At 73.8% G+C, this 15,668-nt stretch carries 15 protein-coding genes and 4 tRNA genes; 10 read left to right on the top strand and 9 right to left on the bottom strand.

The features are described 5' to 3' along the window. Positions 1-5: 5 nt before the first annotated feature. The 5 genes from O2W20_RS03490 to O2W20_RS03470 all read right to left on the bottom strand — a co-directional run bounded on the left by O2W20_RS03490 (position 6) and on the right by O2W20_RS03470 (position 5,341). Positions 6-881 carry a hypothetical protein gene (locus tag O2W20_RS03490; RefSeq protein WP_269170360.1) on the bottom strand — a complete coding sequence of 292 codons (876 nt, stop codon included), beginning with the start codon at positions 879-881 and terminating at the stop codon, positions 6-8. Then, positions 881-1,105 (bottom strand): hypothetical protein, encoded by a 225-nt coding sequence (locus O2W20_RS03485; RefSeq protein ID WP_269170359.1) that lies wholly within the window; start codon positions 1,103-1,105, stop codon positions 881-883. Before O2W20_RS03485 ends, O2W20_RS03490 begins: the two co-directional genes overlap by 1 nt. Before the next feature lie 403 nt (positions 1,106-1,508). Continuing rightward, the gene (locus tag O2W20_RS03480; RefSeq protein WP_269170358.1) at positions 1,509-2,801 is read right to left on the bottom strand and encodes a WD40 repeat domain-containing protein; all 1,293 of its coding nucleotides are present in this window, start codon (positions 2,799-2,801) and stop codon (positions 1,509-1,511) included. Positions 2,802-4,494: 1,693 nt separating this feature from the next. Then, positions 4,495-4,567 (bottom strand) — tRNA-Lys (locus O2W20_RS03475). A gap of 105 nt (positions 4,568-4,672) precedes the next feature. Then, the gene (locus O2W20_RS03470; protein WP_269170357.1) at positions 4,673-5,341 is read right to left on the bottom strand and encodes a TetR/AcrR family transcriptional regulator C-terminal domain-containing protein; all 669 of its coding nucleotides are present in this window, start codon (positions 5,339-5,341) and stop codon (positions 4,673-4,675) included. Positions 5,342-5,422: 81 nt separating this feature from the next. Here O2W20_RS03470 and O2W20_RS03465 point away from each other — a divergent pair, with 81 nt between their 5' ends. Beyond that, entirely contained in the window at positions 5,423-6,472 is a 1,050-nt protein-coding gene (locus O2W20_RS03465; protein ID WP_269170356.1) for an NAD(P)-dependent alcohol dehydrogenase, read from the top strand. Positions 6,473-6,632: 160 nt separating this feature from the next. Here O2W20_RS03465 and O2W20_RS03460 read toward each other — a convergent pair whose 3' ends face one another. After that, positions 6,633-6,809 carry a hypothetical protein gene (locus O2W20_RS03460; RefSeq protein WP_269170355.1) on the bottom strand — a complete coding sequence of 59 codons (177 nt, stop codon included), beginning with the start codon at positions 6,807-6,809 and terminating at the stop codon, positions 6,633-6,635. Between the two features lie 412 nt (positions 6,810-7,221). Between O2W20_RS03460 and O2W20_RS03455 the strand changes: the two genes are divergently transcribed. Beyond that, on the top strand, positions 7,222-7,422 hold the full coding sequence (locus O2W20_RS03455; RefSeq protein ID WP_269170354.1) for a hypothetical protein: 201 nt from the start codon (positions 7,222-7,224) through the stop codon (positions 7,420-7,422). Here O2W20_RS03455 and O2W20_RS03450 read toward each other — a convergent pair. Continuing rightward, on the bottom strand, positions 7,412-8,299 hold the full coding sequence (locus O2W20_RS03450) for a Rieske (2Fe-2S) protein (protein WP_269170353.1): 888 nt from the start codon (positions 8,297-8,299) through the stop codon (positions 7,412-7,414). The genes O2W20_RS03455 and O2W20_RS03450 overlap by 11 nt on opposite strands. Positions 8,300-8,521: 222 nt before the next feature. Between O2W20_RS03450 and O2W20_RS03445 the strand changes: the two genes are divergently transcribed. Together O2W20_RS03445 and O2W20_RS03440 are read left to right on the top strand one after the other, a co-directional pair. Further along, positions 8,522-9,067 (top strand): GtrA family protein, encoded by a 546-nt coding sequence (locus tag O2W20_RS03445; protein ID WP_269170352.1) that lies wholly within the window; start codon positions 8,522-8,524, stop codon positions 9,065-9,067. A 106-nt stretch (positions 9,068-9,173) separates the two neighbouring features. Beyond that, complete coding sequence (locus O2W20_RS03440; RefSeq protein WP_269170351.1) at positions 9,174-9,500, top strand: hypothetical protein; 327 nt, start codon at positions 9,174-9,176, stop codon at positions 9,498-9,500. A 2-nt stretch (positions 9,501-9,502) separates the two neighbouring features. Here the strand turns inward: O2W20_RS03440 and O2W20_RS03435 are convergent, their stop codons facing one another. Beyond that, positions 9,503-10,147: an AMIN-like domain-containing (lipo)protein gene (locus O2W20_RS03435; RefSeq protein ID WP_269170350.1), complete on the bottom strand. Its 645-nt coding sequence runs from the start codon at positions 10,145-10,147 to the stop codon at positions 9,503-9,505. Between the two features lie 118 nt (positions 10,148-10,265). Here O2W20_RS03435 and O2W20_RS03430 point away from each other — a divergent pair. From O2W20_RS03430 to O2W20_RS03410, 5 genes are all read left to right on the top strand, one after another. Beyond that, positions 10,266-10,338: transfer RNA gene (locus tag O2W20_RS03430), tRNA-Glu, on the top strand. Positions 10,339-10,374: 36 nt separating this feature from the next. Next, positions 10,375-10,448, top strand: a tRNA-Asp gene (locus tag O2W20_RS03425). 27 nt (positions 10,449-10,475) lie between these two features. Then, positions 10,476-10,549, top strand: a tRNA-Phe gene (locus O2W20_RS03420). Positions 10,550-10,659: 110 nt separating this feature from the next. Then, positions 10,660-11,400, top strand: coding sequence for a response regulator transcription factor (locus tag O2W20_RS03415; protein ID WP_269170349.1), 741 nt, complete (start codon positions 10,660-10,662; stop codon positions 11,398-11,400). A gap of 16 nt (positions 11,401-11,416) precedes the next feature. Next, entirely contained in the window at positions 11,417-12,907 is a 1,491-nt protein-coding gene (locus tag O2W20_RS03410; protein WP_269170348.1) for a sensor histidine kinase, read from the top strand. 11 nt (positions 12,908-12,918) lie between these two features. Here the strand turns inward: O2W20_RS03410 and O2W20_RS03405 are convergent, their stop codons facing one another. Then, positions 12,919-13,959 carry a glycosyltransferase gene (locus O2W20_RS03405; protein ID WP_269170347.1) on the bottom strand — a complete coding sequence of 347 codons (1,041 nt, stop codon included), beginning with the start codon at positions 13,957-13,959 and terminating at the stop codon, positions 12,919-12,921. Positions 13,960-14,226: 267 nt separating this feature from the next. On the opposite strand from O2W20_RS03405, the gene O2W20_RS03400 reads away from it, so the two are divergent. After that, a complete protein-coding gene (locus O2W20_RS03400; RefSeq protein ID WP_269170346.1) occupies positions 14,227-15,666 on the top strand; it encodes a hypothetical protein in 1,440 nt (479 codons plus the stop codon). The last annotated feature ends 2 nt before the right edge of the window (positions 15,667-15,668 follow it).

The following is a 15,668-nucleotide window of genomic DNA, read 5'->3' as shown; positions in this document are numbered from 1 at the left end:
CCGGTTCAGTGCGGGTCGACCGCCACCAGCGAGCAGCCGGTGGTGCCGAACGGCTGGACGTCGAAGCCCAGCTGCAGCAGGCACTCGGCGATCGCGGCGTTCATCGTGCGCTGCACCGCCTCGTGCGCGTCGGCGCCGCGCATCTGGTGGCGGCTCATCCGGTCGTGCTGGTGCCAGCTGACCAGCACACCCGGGTGCCCGGGCTCGGGCGTGAGGCAGACGCCGCCGGCCGGCCCCTCCCCCGCGCAGTCGTGCAGCTGCAGCCCCGCCTCGACCAGTGCCGCGGCCACCTCGACCCCCAGCGAGACGAGGTCGTCCTCCTCCGCCAGCGGCCCGTCCCACTCCTCGGGCAGCCGGTCGAGCTGGTCACCGAGGTCGCTGAGCCACTCCCGCTCGGCCGGCAGCTGCCGGCGGACCAGCCGGCCGTCGGAGCGGAGCACGCCGTAGACGGCTCGGCCGGCACCCGCCGGTGCCGCGGACATCGCCAACCAGTCCGCCTCGATCGGGTCGGCGAAGGGGCCCGCCAGCACCTGCTCCCGTGCGCCGTCCCCCGACTCCTCGACCAGCCACCAGGCCGGCGGGGTGCCCTGCGCGCCGCCCTGCCGGCCCGCCGGGTGCGCCGCCATGCCCGGGGTGGCCACCGGCGCCACGACGTTGGCCGGCTCAGCGGCCCGCAACGGGGCTGCCACACCACCGGAGACCGCTGCCGCCCCCACCGCCACCGGGGCCGCGACCGGGGCTGCGGCCTCGGCCGTGGCCCGCTGGCCCTGCACCTGGTTGCGCTCGAACTCGTACCGCGCGGTCGAGCTCTGCGCAAGGGCCACGACCAGCGCAGCCAGCACCACGAAACCGACCACCGCGACCACCGGCCAGAGCAGCATCACTGCCACCCGACGGAGACGGCGCCCCAGCTGGCGGCCCGACGCGAGGAACCCTGGGCCCACCGCAGGAGCGAGGACCCGGACGACCGCAGGGAGGTGCGCACCGACGTCGTCTCTTCCTCGCCGGGCTCGAACAGCTGGAGCAGGGCGGCCAGGTCCAGCTCCTCCTCCGCCGGGATCGCGGTGGACGACGGGCGGGGTGCGAGGTCGAGCGCGGTGTTCACAGAGGGCTCCTCGGTGCAGTCCGTCGCGGCTGGGGAAGTGCCGCGGACATGCCAAAAGCTAGGGCTCCGGCCGCGCCGGACGACGCGCTTTCACACCGTCATCACGGTCCCGTCACCGAATCGTTGTGCAAGCCATCCGAACGGTCGATGACCGACCTCTCAGCAGCCGCCTTGTCGACATCTGTACGGCGCTGAGCTGGGCTTTTCCCAGATCACGGGACGGTCATCAAGATCTGGACGGTTCCATCGGCATGTTGCGCCCGCCATTCCGCAGGCGGCCCCGCACGCATCGGTGGCACGACTCGCGGACGGTGAAAGGCGCGTTTCGCAGTTCCCTGTCGTGGCAGCTGCGCCATCCAGGGGGATCGGGGAACTCAACGGCGAGGGTCCTCGGTCCTGGCGGTCAGCGGCGACGCGCCGCCCGCACCACGGTGGGGGCCAGGAGCCCCGCGGCTGCCGCCGCGCCGAGGGCCAGGGTCACCCGCAGCCACACCGGCCATCGTCCGCGGTCGAGCTCCCCGGCGGACCGCACCTGCAGGTCGGGCACCAGCGACGTCGCCAGTTGGAAGCGCCCGACCCCGTAGTTGCCGCCCCCGGTGGGGACAGCGCTGAGCCGCTCGGTGGCGCCGTCGTCCAAGGACACCCGGGTCACCCAGAACTCGTCCGGGTCGCTGCCGTCGTCGGCGCGCCCGCTGAGGACGACCACCTCGCGCGCCGACGCCCAACCCAGCACCCTGCGCGACTCGGCGATCTCCCCGTCCAGGGGCTCGGGGACCTCTGTGGGCCGGCCGGTCGCAGCGACGAAGGCGATGACGTCGGGGATCGACTCCCACTCCCCCTGGCACGCCGTCCACTCGGCTTCGTCGACCGCGTCCAGGCACGGGGACGGCACGCGCGCGGTGGCCAGCAGCGCGCCGTCCGGGGACCAGGCGTCCGCGCCGCCGAGCTCGTGCCCGACGGGCAGGTCGAGACCCCGCCGTCCGCCGCCCTCGAGGTCGAACACATCCAGGGTCCCGCCGGCGGTCGGGGATCGCTGCACGGCGAGCTCGCTGCCGTCCGGGGAGAACGCCGCCGTCGACACCTGTGTGGCCCCCGCCAGCGTGCGCACCTCACCGCTGGACACGTCGAGCAGGCCGACGTCCCCCTCGATCGGCGTCCCGCTGTAGGGGTTGGTGGGCGCGGCGCTGGCCAGGTAGGCGACGAGCCGCCCGTCCGGGGACCAGGCCACGGGGACGGCGCTGCGCCCCTCGGGCAGGGGGTGCGTGGTGACCTCACCGTTCCCGAGGTCCAGCACCGCCAGGTCGAGTCGGTCGCTGTCGTGGTCTCCCACGGCGACCCGGGTGCCCTCGGGCGACAGCACCATCGGCGCCGGGTCGCCCTGGGTCTCCGGGCCGGCCCGGTCCTCGGCGAGGTCGACCCGCCGGTAGACGTCGTCGTGGGCGCCGACCGCGACCGCCTGGGGGAAGTCCATGAACTCCAGGCCCCAGCCGTGCTGGAACAGGGCCACCGCACGACCGGGAGGAGAGTCGGACACGTCGCCGGTCAGGTAGGAGTACCCGGCCATCCGGTCCGGGATCGCAACTACCGCGTCGTGCTCGGCAGCAGCCGGACCGTCGCCCGGCAGCAGGGCCACGACCAGGGCGGGCAGCAGGGCCAGTCCGCCCACGGCCAGCGGGAGACGTCTCCGGGTGCCCACGCACCTCAGCATGGGGTCCGACCGGTCGGTGTGGCCACCTGCTGAGGCGGCCAGCACCTCAAGGGAGCAAGAAGAGACAGTGACCTCCGCGCGTGATGCGAGATCGCCGGTCCGCACGAGTGGGTGGGGATCGAATCCTCAACCCGCGGATTGAAAGTGCCGGAGCGGGTGTGTCAGCGGTGACGTCGCATTACGTGCTGCTCGCTCAGGTCCGCATCGAGTGTCGGCCCATGCCGCCCGTCACTCCCCTGTCGACGCGCAGTTCGCGACCACGATGCGACCACAAGCGGTCCTGCCGTACCCGCCCGTCAGGGTGCCCGTCATGTTGAGGCGCAGGTGGCGCGTGCTCTTGGCCGTCAGGCAATGGCACCAGCAGGAGGCGCTGGTGCATGTCCTCTACTGGCCCGTGACGGACGAGACCGGTCCAGCGGTCGATGCGACAAATGCCCACGGTGACGAGGCGGAGCAGTGCGCACCACCCACCACGATGCGCCCTTGATCCTTCCTTTGAAGGTCGCCAACCACTCGAGCCTGCCCGCCCCGAGCTTCTCGGTCGCACAGCAGGAGCCATGCGCTGCTTTACTACTTCCGGGCACATCAAGGCAAGCTTGGCCTCTTAGCCCACGCCAATGTTGTCAAATGGCACGAAAACCGTCTCGCCATTCTCGGCAGAGACCTCCCCGCGCGCATTGGACAACTCCCGCATTACTACAGCCAACGCCTCAACTTCAGTTGGCAATAAGCCGTACTCGAGATCGGCGCAAGGAACGTTCACCGGGACAACCGCCGCACCCTCGGGAGGAACCGGGGTATCCCCGCTCCATGTCCAGGACTGGCGGAATGGGGATGGCCCTGCTTGGGGTGATGGAGCAGATGACCCGCCACCCGGGACAGCGACCACCACAGGCGCAGGCCGAGAGAACGTAATCGACGCATACCTGAGGTCTGTTGACAGCCTCCCTCCATTGCGGACCGTCAGCTCCACGACGATGATGCCGCCCTCATCACAGTCGCCGCGGAGTGTGATTTCGTTGTCGGCTTGAAGAAGCGCCCCGCTCTCCAGCAAGTTCGTCTTCGCCACCTCAAGCGTCGCCTCGGCGGTCCTCCATGACTGGCAAGCCGCAAAAGCGGATGTCCCCGTGGCTACTAGGGCGAGGAGTGAGACACCTACGGCTACAGGCTTTGTCCACTCATGCCTTGAATCCCCCATGAGGCCGCATCATGCCGCAGTAGATGCGCTTCTGGGCGAGGTCGGCGCATTGGCCGGCGCATTGGCCGGCGCATGGTCGAGACGAGACCAGAGCTGTGTGGGAGCAGCGAGACGTCAACGTGGCGCCACGGTCGGCGGCTGCGTCGTCGGGCGCCGAGCCTCTGCGCGAGCCCACCACTTAAACCACACGACACCGTGCCGCCCCACTGCCTCCGCAGGGCCCTCAGGGACCATCGTCGACCAGTCCGGCGTCGCGCTGTCGGTGAGCGCCCCGATGCGGAGCTGTCCGCGGAGGCCGGCCGTGGCTCGCTCCGGTTGTTGTATGGGAGCCCTGCCGCAGCCCGGTACGTGACGGATCGCAGGATCACCCACTGTCAGATCCCCGAGGGTCGCTAACACGCGGCCGGACAGCGCGACCACAGCCCCCGTCGGCGCAGGTCAGACGGTCCACATGCGGACCTCTGAAGCCCAGGTCAAGAGGGGTGGGCCCCGTGGGGATCGAACCCACAACCCGCGGATTAAAAGTCCGCTGCTCTGCCAGTTGAGCTAGAGGCCCGGCGGGTGCGGGAGCTCCCAGGCGATCCACGAACCGGCGTGGACCTCGGTGGCCCCGCGGCCCGGTGCGAGGTTACCGCTGGGAGCGGCACCGTCCCCGCGCCGACTACCGACCCTCTTGCGCAGCTGCCTGCTCCAGCCCGTCCAGCACCAGGTCCAGACCGAACTCGAACTCCTCGCCGTAGTCGTAGCCGGGCTGCAGCACGTGCGCGGTCGCCAGCTCGACGAGGTGCGGGTACGCCCCGGGCGGGAACTGGGCCAGCATCTCCTCCGCCAGCTCGGCGGTCTGTTCGGCCGTCTCGAACGGCAACGAGCGCTCCTGCAGCGCGAACCCGTAGACGTAGCTGTCGATGGCCGAGAAGGCGTGCGCGGTCAACCCGACCGAGAAGCCTGCTCCCCGCAGGCAGCCGATGACCGCGTCGTGGTGAGCCAGGGTCGCCTGCCCGGGCGTCGTGCGAGAGTCCATGAGGCCGATCGCCCAGCGGTGCCGGGACAGGGCCTCGCGCATCGACACCGCCCGGCGTCGCATCGCCGGCTTCCAGCCGACCCCGCTGGCGGGCAGGTCGACCTCGCCGAAGACCAGGTCGACCATGCCGTCGAGCAGGTCGACCTTGTTCGCCACGTGGTGGTACAGCGACATCGCCTCCACCCCGAGCGCCTGGCCCAGCTTCCGCATGCTCAGCGACTCGATGCCGGTATCCCCGGCCAGCGCCACGGCCGCCCGCAGCACCCGCTCCCGGTCCAGCGGCGCACGTGCGGCGTCCGTCGGGCTCATGCCACTCCCCTCGTCCTTGACAACCTTACGCTGTAAGGAACAGCCTTACGCCGTAAGGAACCCACTGACGGAAGCGATCCGATGAGCCGCACGCAGCGAACCGACGCACGCTCCCCACACCTCGCCGCCGACCGGATGACGGCGGTCGTCCACGACCGCTACGGCACCGAACCGGAGGAGGTCCTCCGGGTCGCGGAGGTCGATCGGCCGGCCATCGACGCCGACGAGGTGCTGGTGCGGGTGCGCGCCGCGAGCATCGACCGCGGCACCTGGCACGTCATGGCCGGGCTGCCGTACCCCGTCCGCGCCGGATTCGGTCTGCGGCGACCGAGGGACACCAACCCCGGCCGGAGCCTGGCGGGGGTCGTCACCGCCGTCGGCGCGGACGTGAAGGGCTTCGCGCCCGGGGACGAGGTGTTCGGCGTCGGCCGCAGCTCCTTCGCCGAGTACTCCCGTGCCCGGGCCGACAAGCTCGCGCCCAAGCCCGGGAACCTGTCCTTCGAGCAGGCGGCCGCGGTGCCGATCTCCGGGCTCACCGCCCTCCAGGCGGTCCGCGACCAGGGCCGGGTCGCCGCCGGGCAGCGGGTCCTGGTCATCGGCGCCTCCGGCGGCGTGGGCACCTTCGCCGTCCAGCTCGCCGTGCACTGGGGAGCGGAGGTGACCGGGGTCTGCAGCGGCTCGAAGGCGGACCTCGTCCGGGCCCTCGGGGCCCACCACGTCATCGACCACACCCGCGAGGACGTCACCGCCGGCGGCCACCGTTACGACGTCGTCCTCGACATCGGCGGGAACCGCCCGCTCGGTCGGCTGCGCCGGGTGCTGAGCCCGCGCGGCCGACTGGTCATCGTCGGCGGCGAGACGGGCGGCCGGTGGCTCGGTGGCACCGACCGCCTGGTGCGCGCACAGCTGCTGTCCCCCTTCGTCGGGCAGACGCTGCGGACCTTCCTCTCCTCGGAGAACGCCCAGGACCTGCAGACCCTGCGCGAGCTGATCGAGTCCGCCGCGCTCACGCCCGTCGTCGACCGGACGCTCCCGCTCGACCAGGTCGCGGCCGGCATCCGGCACCTCGTCGACGGCCGCGCCCGCGGCAAGGTGGTCCTCACGGTGCCCGACGACCCGTCGGGATCCTGACCGGCCGCCAGCGACTGGCTGCTCAGAGCATGGTGAAGATCAGGAAGAGCAGCGCGGTGAGCACCAGGCTGACCAGCAGCGACCCCAAGCACCCGAGCCGGCTGGTGAAGAAGAGGAACACCGCCCTCCGATGCCCGCCGCACCCGCCCGTCAACCACGGTCAGCCGATGCAGACCCGGCCGAGCAGCTCCTGCAACAGCCCCTCCTGCGCCTCGTCCAGCGGCAGGTCGGCCGCCACCTCCTCGCCGTCGCCGACGGCCAGCCGGAGCGGGAAGGCGAACGGCTGCCTGGTCTCGGCCAGCACGTGCGGCTCGCAGGTGGCCGGCCGGAAGGTCACCGGCAGCCGCAGCCGGTCCCGCCCCGGGCGAGAGTGGCCGGGAGGTCGGCGCCCAGCGTCGGTTCCAGGACCACGCTGCGTCCGAGCGCGGCGACCTGCACCGGCTCGTCGCCGGTGCGCCCTCGGCCACCGCGACGGCCACGCACTCGTCGGCGTGCACCTGCGCGAGCGTCTCGTCGGCCAGCGGCACCTGCACCTCGTCGACGACCCCGTCGGGCCGGACGACGGTGAGCCGGGCCGCTGCCGGGTCCGGCGCCAAGGCACAGTCCACCCGCCCGTAGGGGGTCGGCAGGTCGATCGTCCGCCCCGGCGCGTACTCCGCCTCGACCGGACGGGCGGGCGGCGGTGTGAACCCCGGGGAGTCCAACCCCACCTCGATGACGGTGAGCGGCGCCGTCCCGGTGTTGGTGAGGTGCAGCTGGACCTGCCCGCCGATCGCCTCGTCGGAGCGGAAGCGCAGCACCTCGCCCTCGATGCCAGGGACGTCCGGCGATCCCGGCGGCGCGACGGGCGGCGGACCACCCGCCGCACATCCGGTGATCAGCAGCGCGAGAGCCAGCGTCCGCACGCCGCCGAGCGCAGGCAGGGTCAGCCGCCGGGCGTCACTTCGTGACGTGCCGGTTGGGCAGCTTCCCGAGCACCCGGCCGGCCTCGTACTTGACCTCGAGCCGCTCCTGGGCCGACGCCGTCGGGCCCCGCCGCGGCTCGCCGCTGTCCAGGTCGAAGGCCGAGCCGTGCCACGGGCACACCAGGCAGTCCGCCCCGCGCACCTGCTCCACGGTGCCCTCGGCCAGCGGCCCGCCCACGTGGGCGCAGGAGTTGATGAACGCGTCGACCCGCGCCCCCCGGCGCACCACCGCCAGCGCCACGGGCGTGCCCTGCCCCTCGCCGGTGCGCAGCGCGGGCCGCCCCTCGGGCAGGTCGTCGAGCGGGCCCAGGTCGATCCAGTCGGTGGTGAGCTGCCGGGCGTCGGTGACGGCGTGGTTGGCACCCGAGGACTGCGCGTAGGACATGTGGCCCCCGATCGCCGCCGAGCCGCTGGCCAGCCCGAGGCCGCTGTAGGCCAGTGCCCGCCCGAGCGTGCCGTTGCCCTTGCCGCGGGCCACCAGCGAGCCGACGTAGAGGCCCAGCGCGGCGACGTTCGCGACGGCGTGGAGGGCACCCAGCCGGCGGACGGCGTCGTCCTGCTCCGACCAGTCGGCCGCGCCGGCCATCGCCGCGGGCACGCTCGCCGCCACGCCGGTGCCGATCAGCGCGGTGGCCGCCGGGCGGGCCGGCGGCAGGAGGTCCAGGATCCCGGCCGACAGCCACGTGCCCACCGGCACCATCGCCAGGATCGGGTGCAGCGGATGGCCGAGCCAGGTGCCGTGGAGCAGGTCGCGGAACGCCTGCGGCTGCAGCACCTTGTTCACCGCCGTCCGGGCGGACTCCAGCTTCGTGTCGAACGACGACACCTCGGACAGGCGGTCCAGCACACCGAACAGGCTCATGCAGCGCCCCTTACCCGGTACGGCCGTCCGGAACCCGCCGTCCGCAGGGTCGGTGCCGCCGCGGCCAGGCCGCCCACGACCGGCGCGTGACCACGCTCCGTGAGGGAGGTCACGGAGTGTTGCGGGAACGCACCGGGAATGCACATGCATCCCACGGGTTGCTGTCGGAAGATGACCCTGCTGATCGAGCATGGACCCGTGCTCGCGTCCTGAGGAGGACCCGTGACCTGCCCGTCCCTGCTCCGTCGCACCGCCGTGGACGGCGTGCGCCAGGGACGTCTCGACGGCTGCATCGAGCCGACGTGGGTGCGCGAGCGGTCCAGCGCGGTGCGGGAGCGGTCCAGTGCGGCGCGGGAGCGACTGCAGCAGGACGACGCCCGCGCACAGTTCGTCCGCTTCGTCGTCGTCGGCGGGGTCTCCAGCGCCCTCTACGCCGTGGTGTTCATCAGCCTGCAGGGCTTCGGCGCCCAGGTCGCGAACCTGTCCGGCGCGATCGCGTCCACGCTGCTGGCCAACGAGATGCACCGCCGGTCGACCTTCCACGCCGGTGGCCGGGTCTCCTGGTTCACCGCCCAGTGGGAGGGCGGCGGCCTGGCCGGCATCGGGCTGGTCGCCACCTCGCTTGCCCTGGCCGGGCTGCACACCGTGACCGGTGACGTGGGCGCCGTCGGCCAGCTCGGCCTGATCGCCGCGGTCACCGGTGCGATCGGCCTGATCCGGTTCGTCGCCCTGCGCAGCTGGGTGTTCTCCCCGGCTGCCCGCGACTGAGGCACCAGCGACCGAGCTCGCCGAGAGGGATCGCCTCACGACCTGGCGCGACGGCTCGCCGCGGTGACTGCCCGGGAGCCCGGCGTCCCGGTCCTAGGCTGCCCGCATGTCGATCATGGACCGCCCTGCCCGCCTGGCGGCCGGCGCAGCCACCGGGCTGCTGCTGTTCCTGCCGCTGACGGCCTGCAGCTCACCCAGCGTCGCCTGTTCGGGCAACGAGTGCACCGCGACGCTCAGCGGCGACGGCGCGGCGGCCACGATCCTCGGCACCGACCTCTCCTTCGGCGGGACCGAGGACGGCCGGGCCAGCCTCACGGTCGGCGACACGAGCGTCTCCTGCGCCGAGGGCGAGAGCGTCTCCGCCGGACCGCTGTCGCTGACCTGCACGACGGTGGAGCCCGGGTCGGTGGAGCTCAGCGCCTCCCTGGGCTGAGCTCAGCCGGCGTCGGCGACCTCGACCACCAGCCGGGTGGGGTCGCTCAGCGCGGAGACCCGGAACGGCACCTCGGCGCTGGTGCCGATCCAGGCGACCGAGGTGCCCTCGAAGGTGGCGTCGTAGACGACCCCCTGCACGGTGCCGGTGCCCGAGACCGACACCGGCCCCCGGGCGACCTCCTCGGCACCGGTCTCGTACGGATAGCTCGTGCCCTGCAGCGTCACCTGCAGGAACGCCGTCCCGGGGACGTCGACCGGGGAACCGGACCCCTGGGACGACGGCGCGTCGACGTACTCCACCCGCCAGCCGGGGGTGCCGCTGCCGGCGAGCTCGAAGACCACCCGGTCGTACCCCTCGTGCTCGGCGGCGCGGACGGCGGTCACCGTGAGCCCCTCGGGGTCGACCGGGTCGGCGGTGTCGGCCGAGGTGTCCGCGGGGAACTCCGCGGCCGGGCTCTCCGACGCTGCTGCGGTCGTCTCCGCGGTCGTCTCGGTGGTCGCCTCGGGCGCGGCGCTGCTGGACGAGGCCTCTCCGGTCGACCCCGCGCTGTCGGTGTCGGGCTGCGCGGCGCAGCCGGCCACCAGCAGGAGGGCGACGGCGAGGCCGGCGGAACGGGTCACCCGGGCGGGACGGCGGATCAGCACGAGGTGGATGCTGGCACGGTGGACACCGCCGGCCCGGTCGCCACGCGCACCGGCGACCCCCCTGTGGGAGGACCTCCGACAGGGCATGTATGGTTCTCCCTGCCTCCAGCGACCACGAGCCCCCATCGTCTAGCGGTCCAGGACGCCGCCCTTTCAAGGCGGTAGCACGGGTTCGAACCCCGTTGGGGGCACGCACCATGCACAACAGCAGCACAGCTCCACAGCAAGGCCCTGTAGCGCAGTTGGTTAGCGCGCCGCCCTGTCACGGCGGAGGTCGCGGGTTCGAGTCCCGTCAGGGTCGCCGCCCGGTGTCCAGTACACCGGGAAGGGGCAGGTAGCTCAGTTGGTACGAGCGCTCGCCTGAAAAGTGAGAGGTCGGCGGTTCGACCCCGCCCCTGCCCACCTCACCTCATCCCCGTCTGCCCAGCCGTGCTCCAGCCGCCAGGCAGACGTCCAGCCACTTCCTGCGTGGCACACAGGAAGATCTCAGGTCCAGGACGCACAGTCAGATCATGACGACGACCTCCCCGGCAGCCAGCTCCCGCGCCCAGCTCACGCGGCCCGACGGCACTGCCCTGCGGGTGCTGGTCGTCGACGACGAGCCCTCGATCTGTGAGCTGCTGTCCATGGCGTTGCGCTACGAGGGCTGGGACGTCCGCACCGCCCACGACGGAGCCGACGCGGTGCGCGCAGCCCGCGAGTTCCGTCCCGACGCCGTCGTCCTCGACGTCATGCTCCCCGACATGGACGGCCTGGAGGTGCTGCGCCGGCTGCGCGCGGAGACCCCGCTGGTCCCGGTGGTCTTCCTGACCGCGAAGGACGCGTTGGAGGACCGGATCGCCGGGCTCACCGCCGGCGGCGACGACTACGTCACCAAGCCCTTCAGCCTGGAGGAGGTCGCCGCCCGGCTGCGCGGCCTGCTGCGCCGCACCAGCCGGGTGGTGGCCGACGACGGCCTCCTGGTGGTCGGCGACCTGACCCTGGACGAGGAGAGCCACGAGGTCACCCGGGCCGGGGAGGACATCCGGCTGACCGCCACCGAGTTCGAGCTGCTGCGCTACCTGATGCGCAACCCCAAGCGGGTGCTGTCCAAGGCGCAGATCCTCGACCGGGTCTGGCAGTACGACTTCGGCGGCCAGGGCAACATCGTCGAGCTCTACATCTCCTACCTGCGGCGCAAGATCGACGCGGGCCGCCCGCCGATGATCCACACCCTCCGGGGCGCCGGATACGTGATCAAGCCCGCCGCATGACGTCTGACCACCACCGGTGACGGGCGGCCCCACCCGGTCCCGCCGTTCGTTGCGCACCCGGTTGCTCATCGCCTTCGTCGTCCCGCTGGTCCTGGTGCTGGCCCTGGTCGGCGTCGTCTCGGTCACCGCGCTGCGCTCGGAGCTGGTCAGCCAGGTCGACAGCCGGCTGGAGGCGGCCGCCGAGCGTTCCCAGGACTACGCCACCGGGCGGGGCGGCGGGTGGTTCGACCGCGGGGACGACGGGCGTGGCGGGCCGGGCGGTCTCGGCGCCCGCGGCCAGGGCGAGAGCACGCTCGGCGCCATGATCATGGACGGGGCCGTCGTCGACTCCGCGGTGCTGGACCAGCGCGGCCAGCCGCTGCCGCTGACCGACGCCCAGGAGGCCGTCCTCGCCGAGCTGCCCACCGACGCGGCCCCGGCGACCCGGGACCTCGGCGGCGACCTCGGCGAGTACCGGCTGGTGGCCAACACCATCCCGAACGGGGTGCTGGTGGACGGGCTGCCGTTGGGGGGCGCCGCCGACGCCGTCCGCAACCTGATCGCGGTGGAGCTGCTGGCCGGGCTGGCCGCGTTGTTCGCCGCCGCCGGCGCCGCCGTGCTCGTCATCCGCCGCACCCTGGCGCCGCTGGACCGGGTGGCGGCCACCGCCACCCGCGTCTCCGAGCTGCCGCTGGCCAGCGGCGAGGTGCAGCTGGCCGAGCGGGTGGCCCCGCAGGACACCGACCCGGGCACCGAGGTCGGCCAGGTGGGGATGGCGCTCAACCGGATGCTCGACCACGTCGAGGGCTCGCTGGCCGCCCGGCAGGAGTCGGAGACCCGGGTGCGCCAGTTCGTCGCCGACGCCAGCCACGAGCTGCGCACCCCGCTGGCCTCCATCCGCGGCTACGCCGAACTGGTCCGGCGGCAGCACACCGAGGTCGCCGGGGACGTCGGCCGCGCGATGAGCCGGGTGGAGTCCGAGGCGCTGCGCATGTCGGCCCTGGTCGAGGAGCTGCTGCTGCTGGCCCGGCTGGACGCCGGCCGCGAGCTCGCCGCCGAGGAGGTCGACCTCACCGCCCTGGCCGTCGACGCGGTCAGCGACGCGCACGTCGCCGGCCCGGGCCACCACTGGCAGCTCGACCTCCCCGACACCCCGGTCCTGGTCCGGGGCGACGCCGCCCGGCTGCACCAGGTGCTGGTCAACCTGCTGGGCAACGCCTGCACCCACACCCCCGAGGGCACGACCGTGACCACCCGGCTGCGGACAGAGTCCGACTGGGCGGTCCTGCAGGTCACCGACGACGGCCCGGGGGTGCCCGCCGGGCTACAGGGGCACGTCTTCGAGCGGTTCGCCCGCGGTGACGCCTCCCGGTCCCGGTCGGCCGGGAGCACCGGGCTGGGGCTGGCGATCGTGCACGCCGTCGTCACCGCACACGGCGGCAGCGTGCAGCTGTCCAGCGCCCCGGGGCACACCGCCTTCACCGTGCGGCTGCCGCACGCCACGCAGTCCGGTCCCGAGGGCGACTGACCAGCTGCCGCTCAGACCACCGCGGCGTCGGCGGCCACCTGCTCGTAGACCTGGGCGTGCACCCGCTGCACGGCGGCACGCTGGGCGGCCCGCCAGGCACGGTCCACCCGGTCCGGCGCCGGCCGGGTGAGGGCGGCGACCACCGCGGAGGTCAGCGATGCGGCGTCCAGCCCCTGCTCGGGGTCGTTGCCGTACAGGACGACGTCGGCCCACTGCTCGGAGTGCCGGCCACCGCGGGGGACGAGGAGCCGGGTGCCGGCGTCGCGGCACAGCTCCACCCAGCCCGAGTGGGTGCTGGTGCGGCGCGGCAGCACGGACACGTGCAGCCCCTGGAGGTGGCGGACCCAGGCGGCCGGGCCCTGCGGCCAGCTGCGGGCCAGTTCCAGCTGACCGGCGCCGGCGAGCTCCAGCAGCTCCGGCAGCCGTGCGGCGAGGTCGACGTCGGGGTGCACGTCGACCCGCAGCCGGCCGCCACCGGACACCGCGCCCGACAGCGCAGCCCGGACGAGCGTCTCCGGCTCGGCCACCTCCGGACCCAGCCGTCCCAGGTGCAGGCCGACCAGCCGGGTCTCCCGCCCGACGTCGGGGGTGGGCTCGGCCAGCGAGGGGTGGGCGACGACGATCGCCGTCCGGCCGAAGCGGTCGGCGATCTCGTCGGCGGCGCCCCGGGTCAGGGTGAGCACCACCTCCGCGGTGGCCAGCAGGGCACGCAGGTGGGCCCGGTGCCGGGTGCGCCGGAGGGTGCCGTCGGGCGCCTCCCGGGGGGTGAGGTCGTGGACCGTGACCACCAGCGGCACCCCGCAGCGGCGCACCGCCGCCGTCCAGGCGTCCAGCTCCGGGGCTGTCAGGTGCTCGTACCCGCCGTGCAGGTGCAGCACGTCCAGCTCCGCGGCATGGGCGGTGAGGTGCTCGGGGTCCAGCCACGGGCTGGGTGAGAGGTCCGGGCCCACCCGGACGACGCCGGCCGGCAGCACCGCCGCGGCGTAGGCGCCGGCGTACGGCACGGTCGCCACCCGCAGCGGGCGGGCCGTCTCCTCGGGCACTGCGGTCACGCGGTGGAACGCCTCCTGCGGTCGATCACTCCGACGCGGCAGGGGCGGTCCTCCTCGACGAGTGGGTGGGTCCAGCGGATCGCCCCTACCCGGTGTAGCCGCTGCCGAACCGAGAGACAAGGAGCCACTCCTCCCTCCGGGTGACCGCAGGGCGACGACCCGTTCCCCGTTCCGGTGGCGGTGCGTGCGGTCGACCTGCCTGGTCGGTTAGCGTTCCCGGTCGGCCGCCGCCAGGCCGCCGTGGAGCAGCGAGAGGCCGGAGGACCAGTGGGCGGAGCCGGCGAGGAGCGCCCCGCCGCCCCATCGCCCGACCCGGCCGCGCCCGACCAGGACGCGCCCGTACCGCCGCTGCCCGGACGCCGCCGTCGCCGGCCGATCGGGTCGATCCTCAGCGCCGCGCTGCTGGTCGTGCTGCTGGCCGGCGCCGGGCTGTTCGCACTGCTGCGCGAGGACCCGCTCACCTTCGGTGGCCGCTACGTCACCGATCCCGCCGTCGTCCTCGCCGCCGCCGATCGTGCCTTCAGCGACCACGTCGCGATGCGGCAGGGGGTCCGGAGCGAGGACAGCCGCTGCTGGTTCCAGCTCGAGGACGCCGCCGGCTCCGAGCTGCGCGCGGAGCTGCTGTGCGGCCCCGCGCTGTTCGTCGACGGACAGGACGACGCCAGCTGGCTCCGGTTCCCCTTGACCGGCACCCCGGCGGGCGGCGACGTGCGGCTGTCGGTCGCCGCGCTGCCGGCCGACCCCACCCCCCAGCCGCTGACCGACCGTGGACTGCTCCGCCGGCCGGACCGGGAGGAGCCACCGCGGGGCACCGGCGGGCTGACCGCGCCGGCCGTGCCGCAGGCGCCTGCCGGCCACAGCGTGGTCGGGCCGTTCCCCGACGTCACCTGGTCCGAGCCGGCCGGCCCGGCCCGGCTCTCCGGTCCCGCCGCCGCGGTGACGGTGACCGGCCTGGCCCGGCCCGACCGGGTGGGCACCGGGGACGCCGCCCGGCGCCCCGCCGAGGGTGAGGAGTTCCTCGCCGTGCGGTACCTGGTGGAGCAGGGCGAGGGCCGCTCCCCCACCCCACCGGCGATCAGCTACCAGGTCCCCGGCCGGGATCCGGTCGTCGTCACCCCGGCGCTGACCGCCCCGGGCACCACCGTCGAGGCGCTGCTGTCGGTGCCCGCGGACACCACCGCCGCCGACCTCGTGGTCGTCGACGCCGGGGTCGAGCAACGGCTGTCGCTGCTCACCGGCGCCCCCGGCCCGGGCAACCTGCAGGTGCTGGCCCGCACCTCCCGGGAGGCCGACGTGGACGCCGTCCGGCAGCTGTCGGCGACGCTGAGCGCACCGGGCCGGGTCTCCGCCTCCCTGCCCGTCACGATCGCGGTCGGCGGCGGCCGGCTCGAGTGGTTCGTCCAGGACGAGCGGCCGGCCGACCCGAGCCGCGCCCTGCTGCTGCTCGACGTGACGATGGCCCTGCCGGACGCCGCACCCGGCGCGGTGCCGCCGGGGCTGCTGTCGCTGCGCCTGCCGGACGGGACCACGCTGCGGGCGCTGGACCTGGACGACTCCCCGACGCGGGTGATCACCGCGTTCGACGTGCCGGCCGGGTTCACCGAGGGGGACCTCGTCGTCGCCGGCTCCGCGACCTTCCCCGACGGCGCCTCGGTCGACCTGGGCACCGGCCGGGCGACCGTGCCGGTCACCGTCCCCGCCGGCTGACC

It is taken from the genome of Modestobacter sp. VKM Ac-2982, from assembly GCF_026967935.1.
Taxonomy (GTDB): domain Bacteria; phylum Actinomycetota; class Actinomycetes; order Mycobacteriales; family Geodermatophilaceae; genus Modestobacter.
The sequence above is the reverse complement of the archived record's forward strand: the minus strand, read 5'-3'. Positions and strand labels throughout refer to the sequence as shown.

Coding starts and splice junctions, on each gene's coding strand:
- O2W20_RS03415 (WP_269170349.1), top strand. CDS start 10,660: ATGACGACGACCTCCCCGGCAGCCAGCTCCCGCGCCCAGCTCACGCGG.
- O2W20_RS03470 (WP_269170357.1), bottom strand. CDS start 5,341: ATGAGCCCGACGGACGCCGCACGTGCGCCGCTGGACCGGGAGCGGGTG.
- O2W20_RS03440 (WP_269170351.1), top strand. CDS start 9,174: ATGTCGATCATGGACCGCCCTGCCCGCCTGGCGGCCGGCGCAGCCACC.
- O2W20_RS03450 (WP_269170353.1), bottom strand. CDS start 8,299: ATGAGCCTGTTCGGTGTGCTGGACCGCCTGTCCGAGGTGTCGTCGTTC.
- O2W20_RS03465 (WP_269170356.1), top strand. CDS start 5,423: ATGAGCCGCACGCAGCGAACCGACGCACGCTCCCCACACCTCGCCGCC.
- O2W20_RS03490 (WP_269170360.1), bottom strand. CDS start 881: ATGCTGCTCTGGCCGGTGGTCGCGGTGGTCGGTTTCGTGGTGCTGGCT.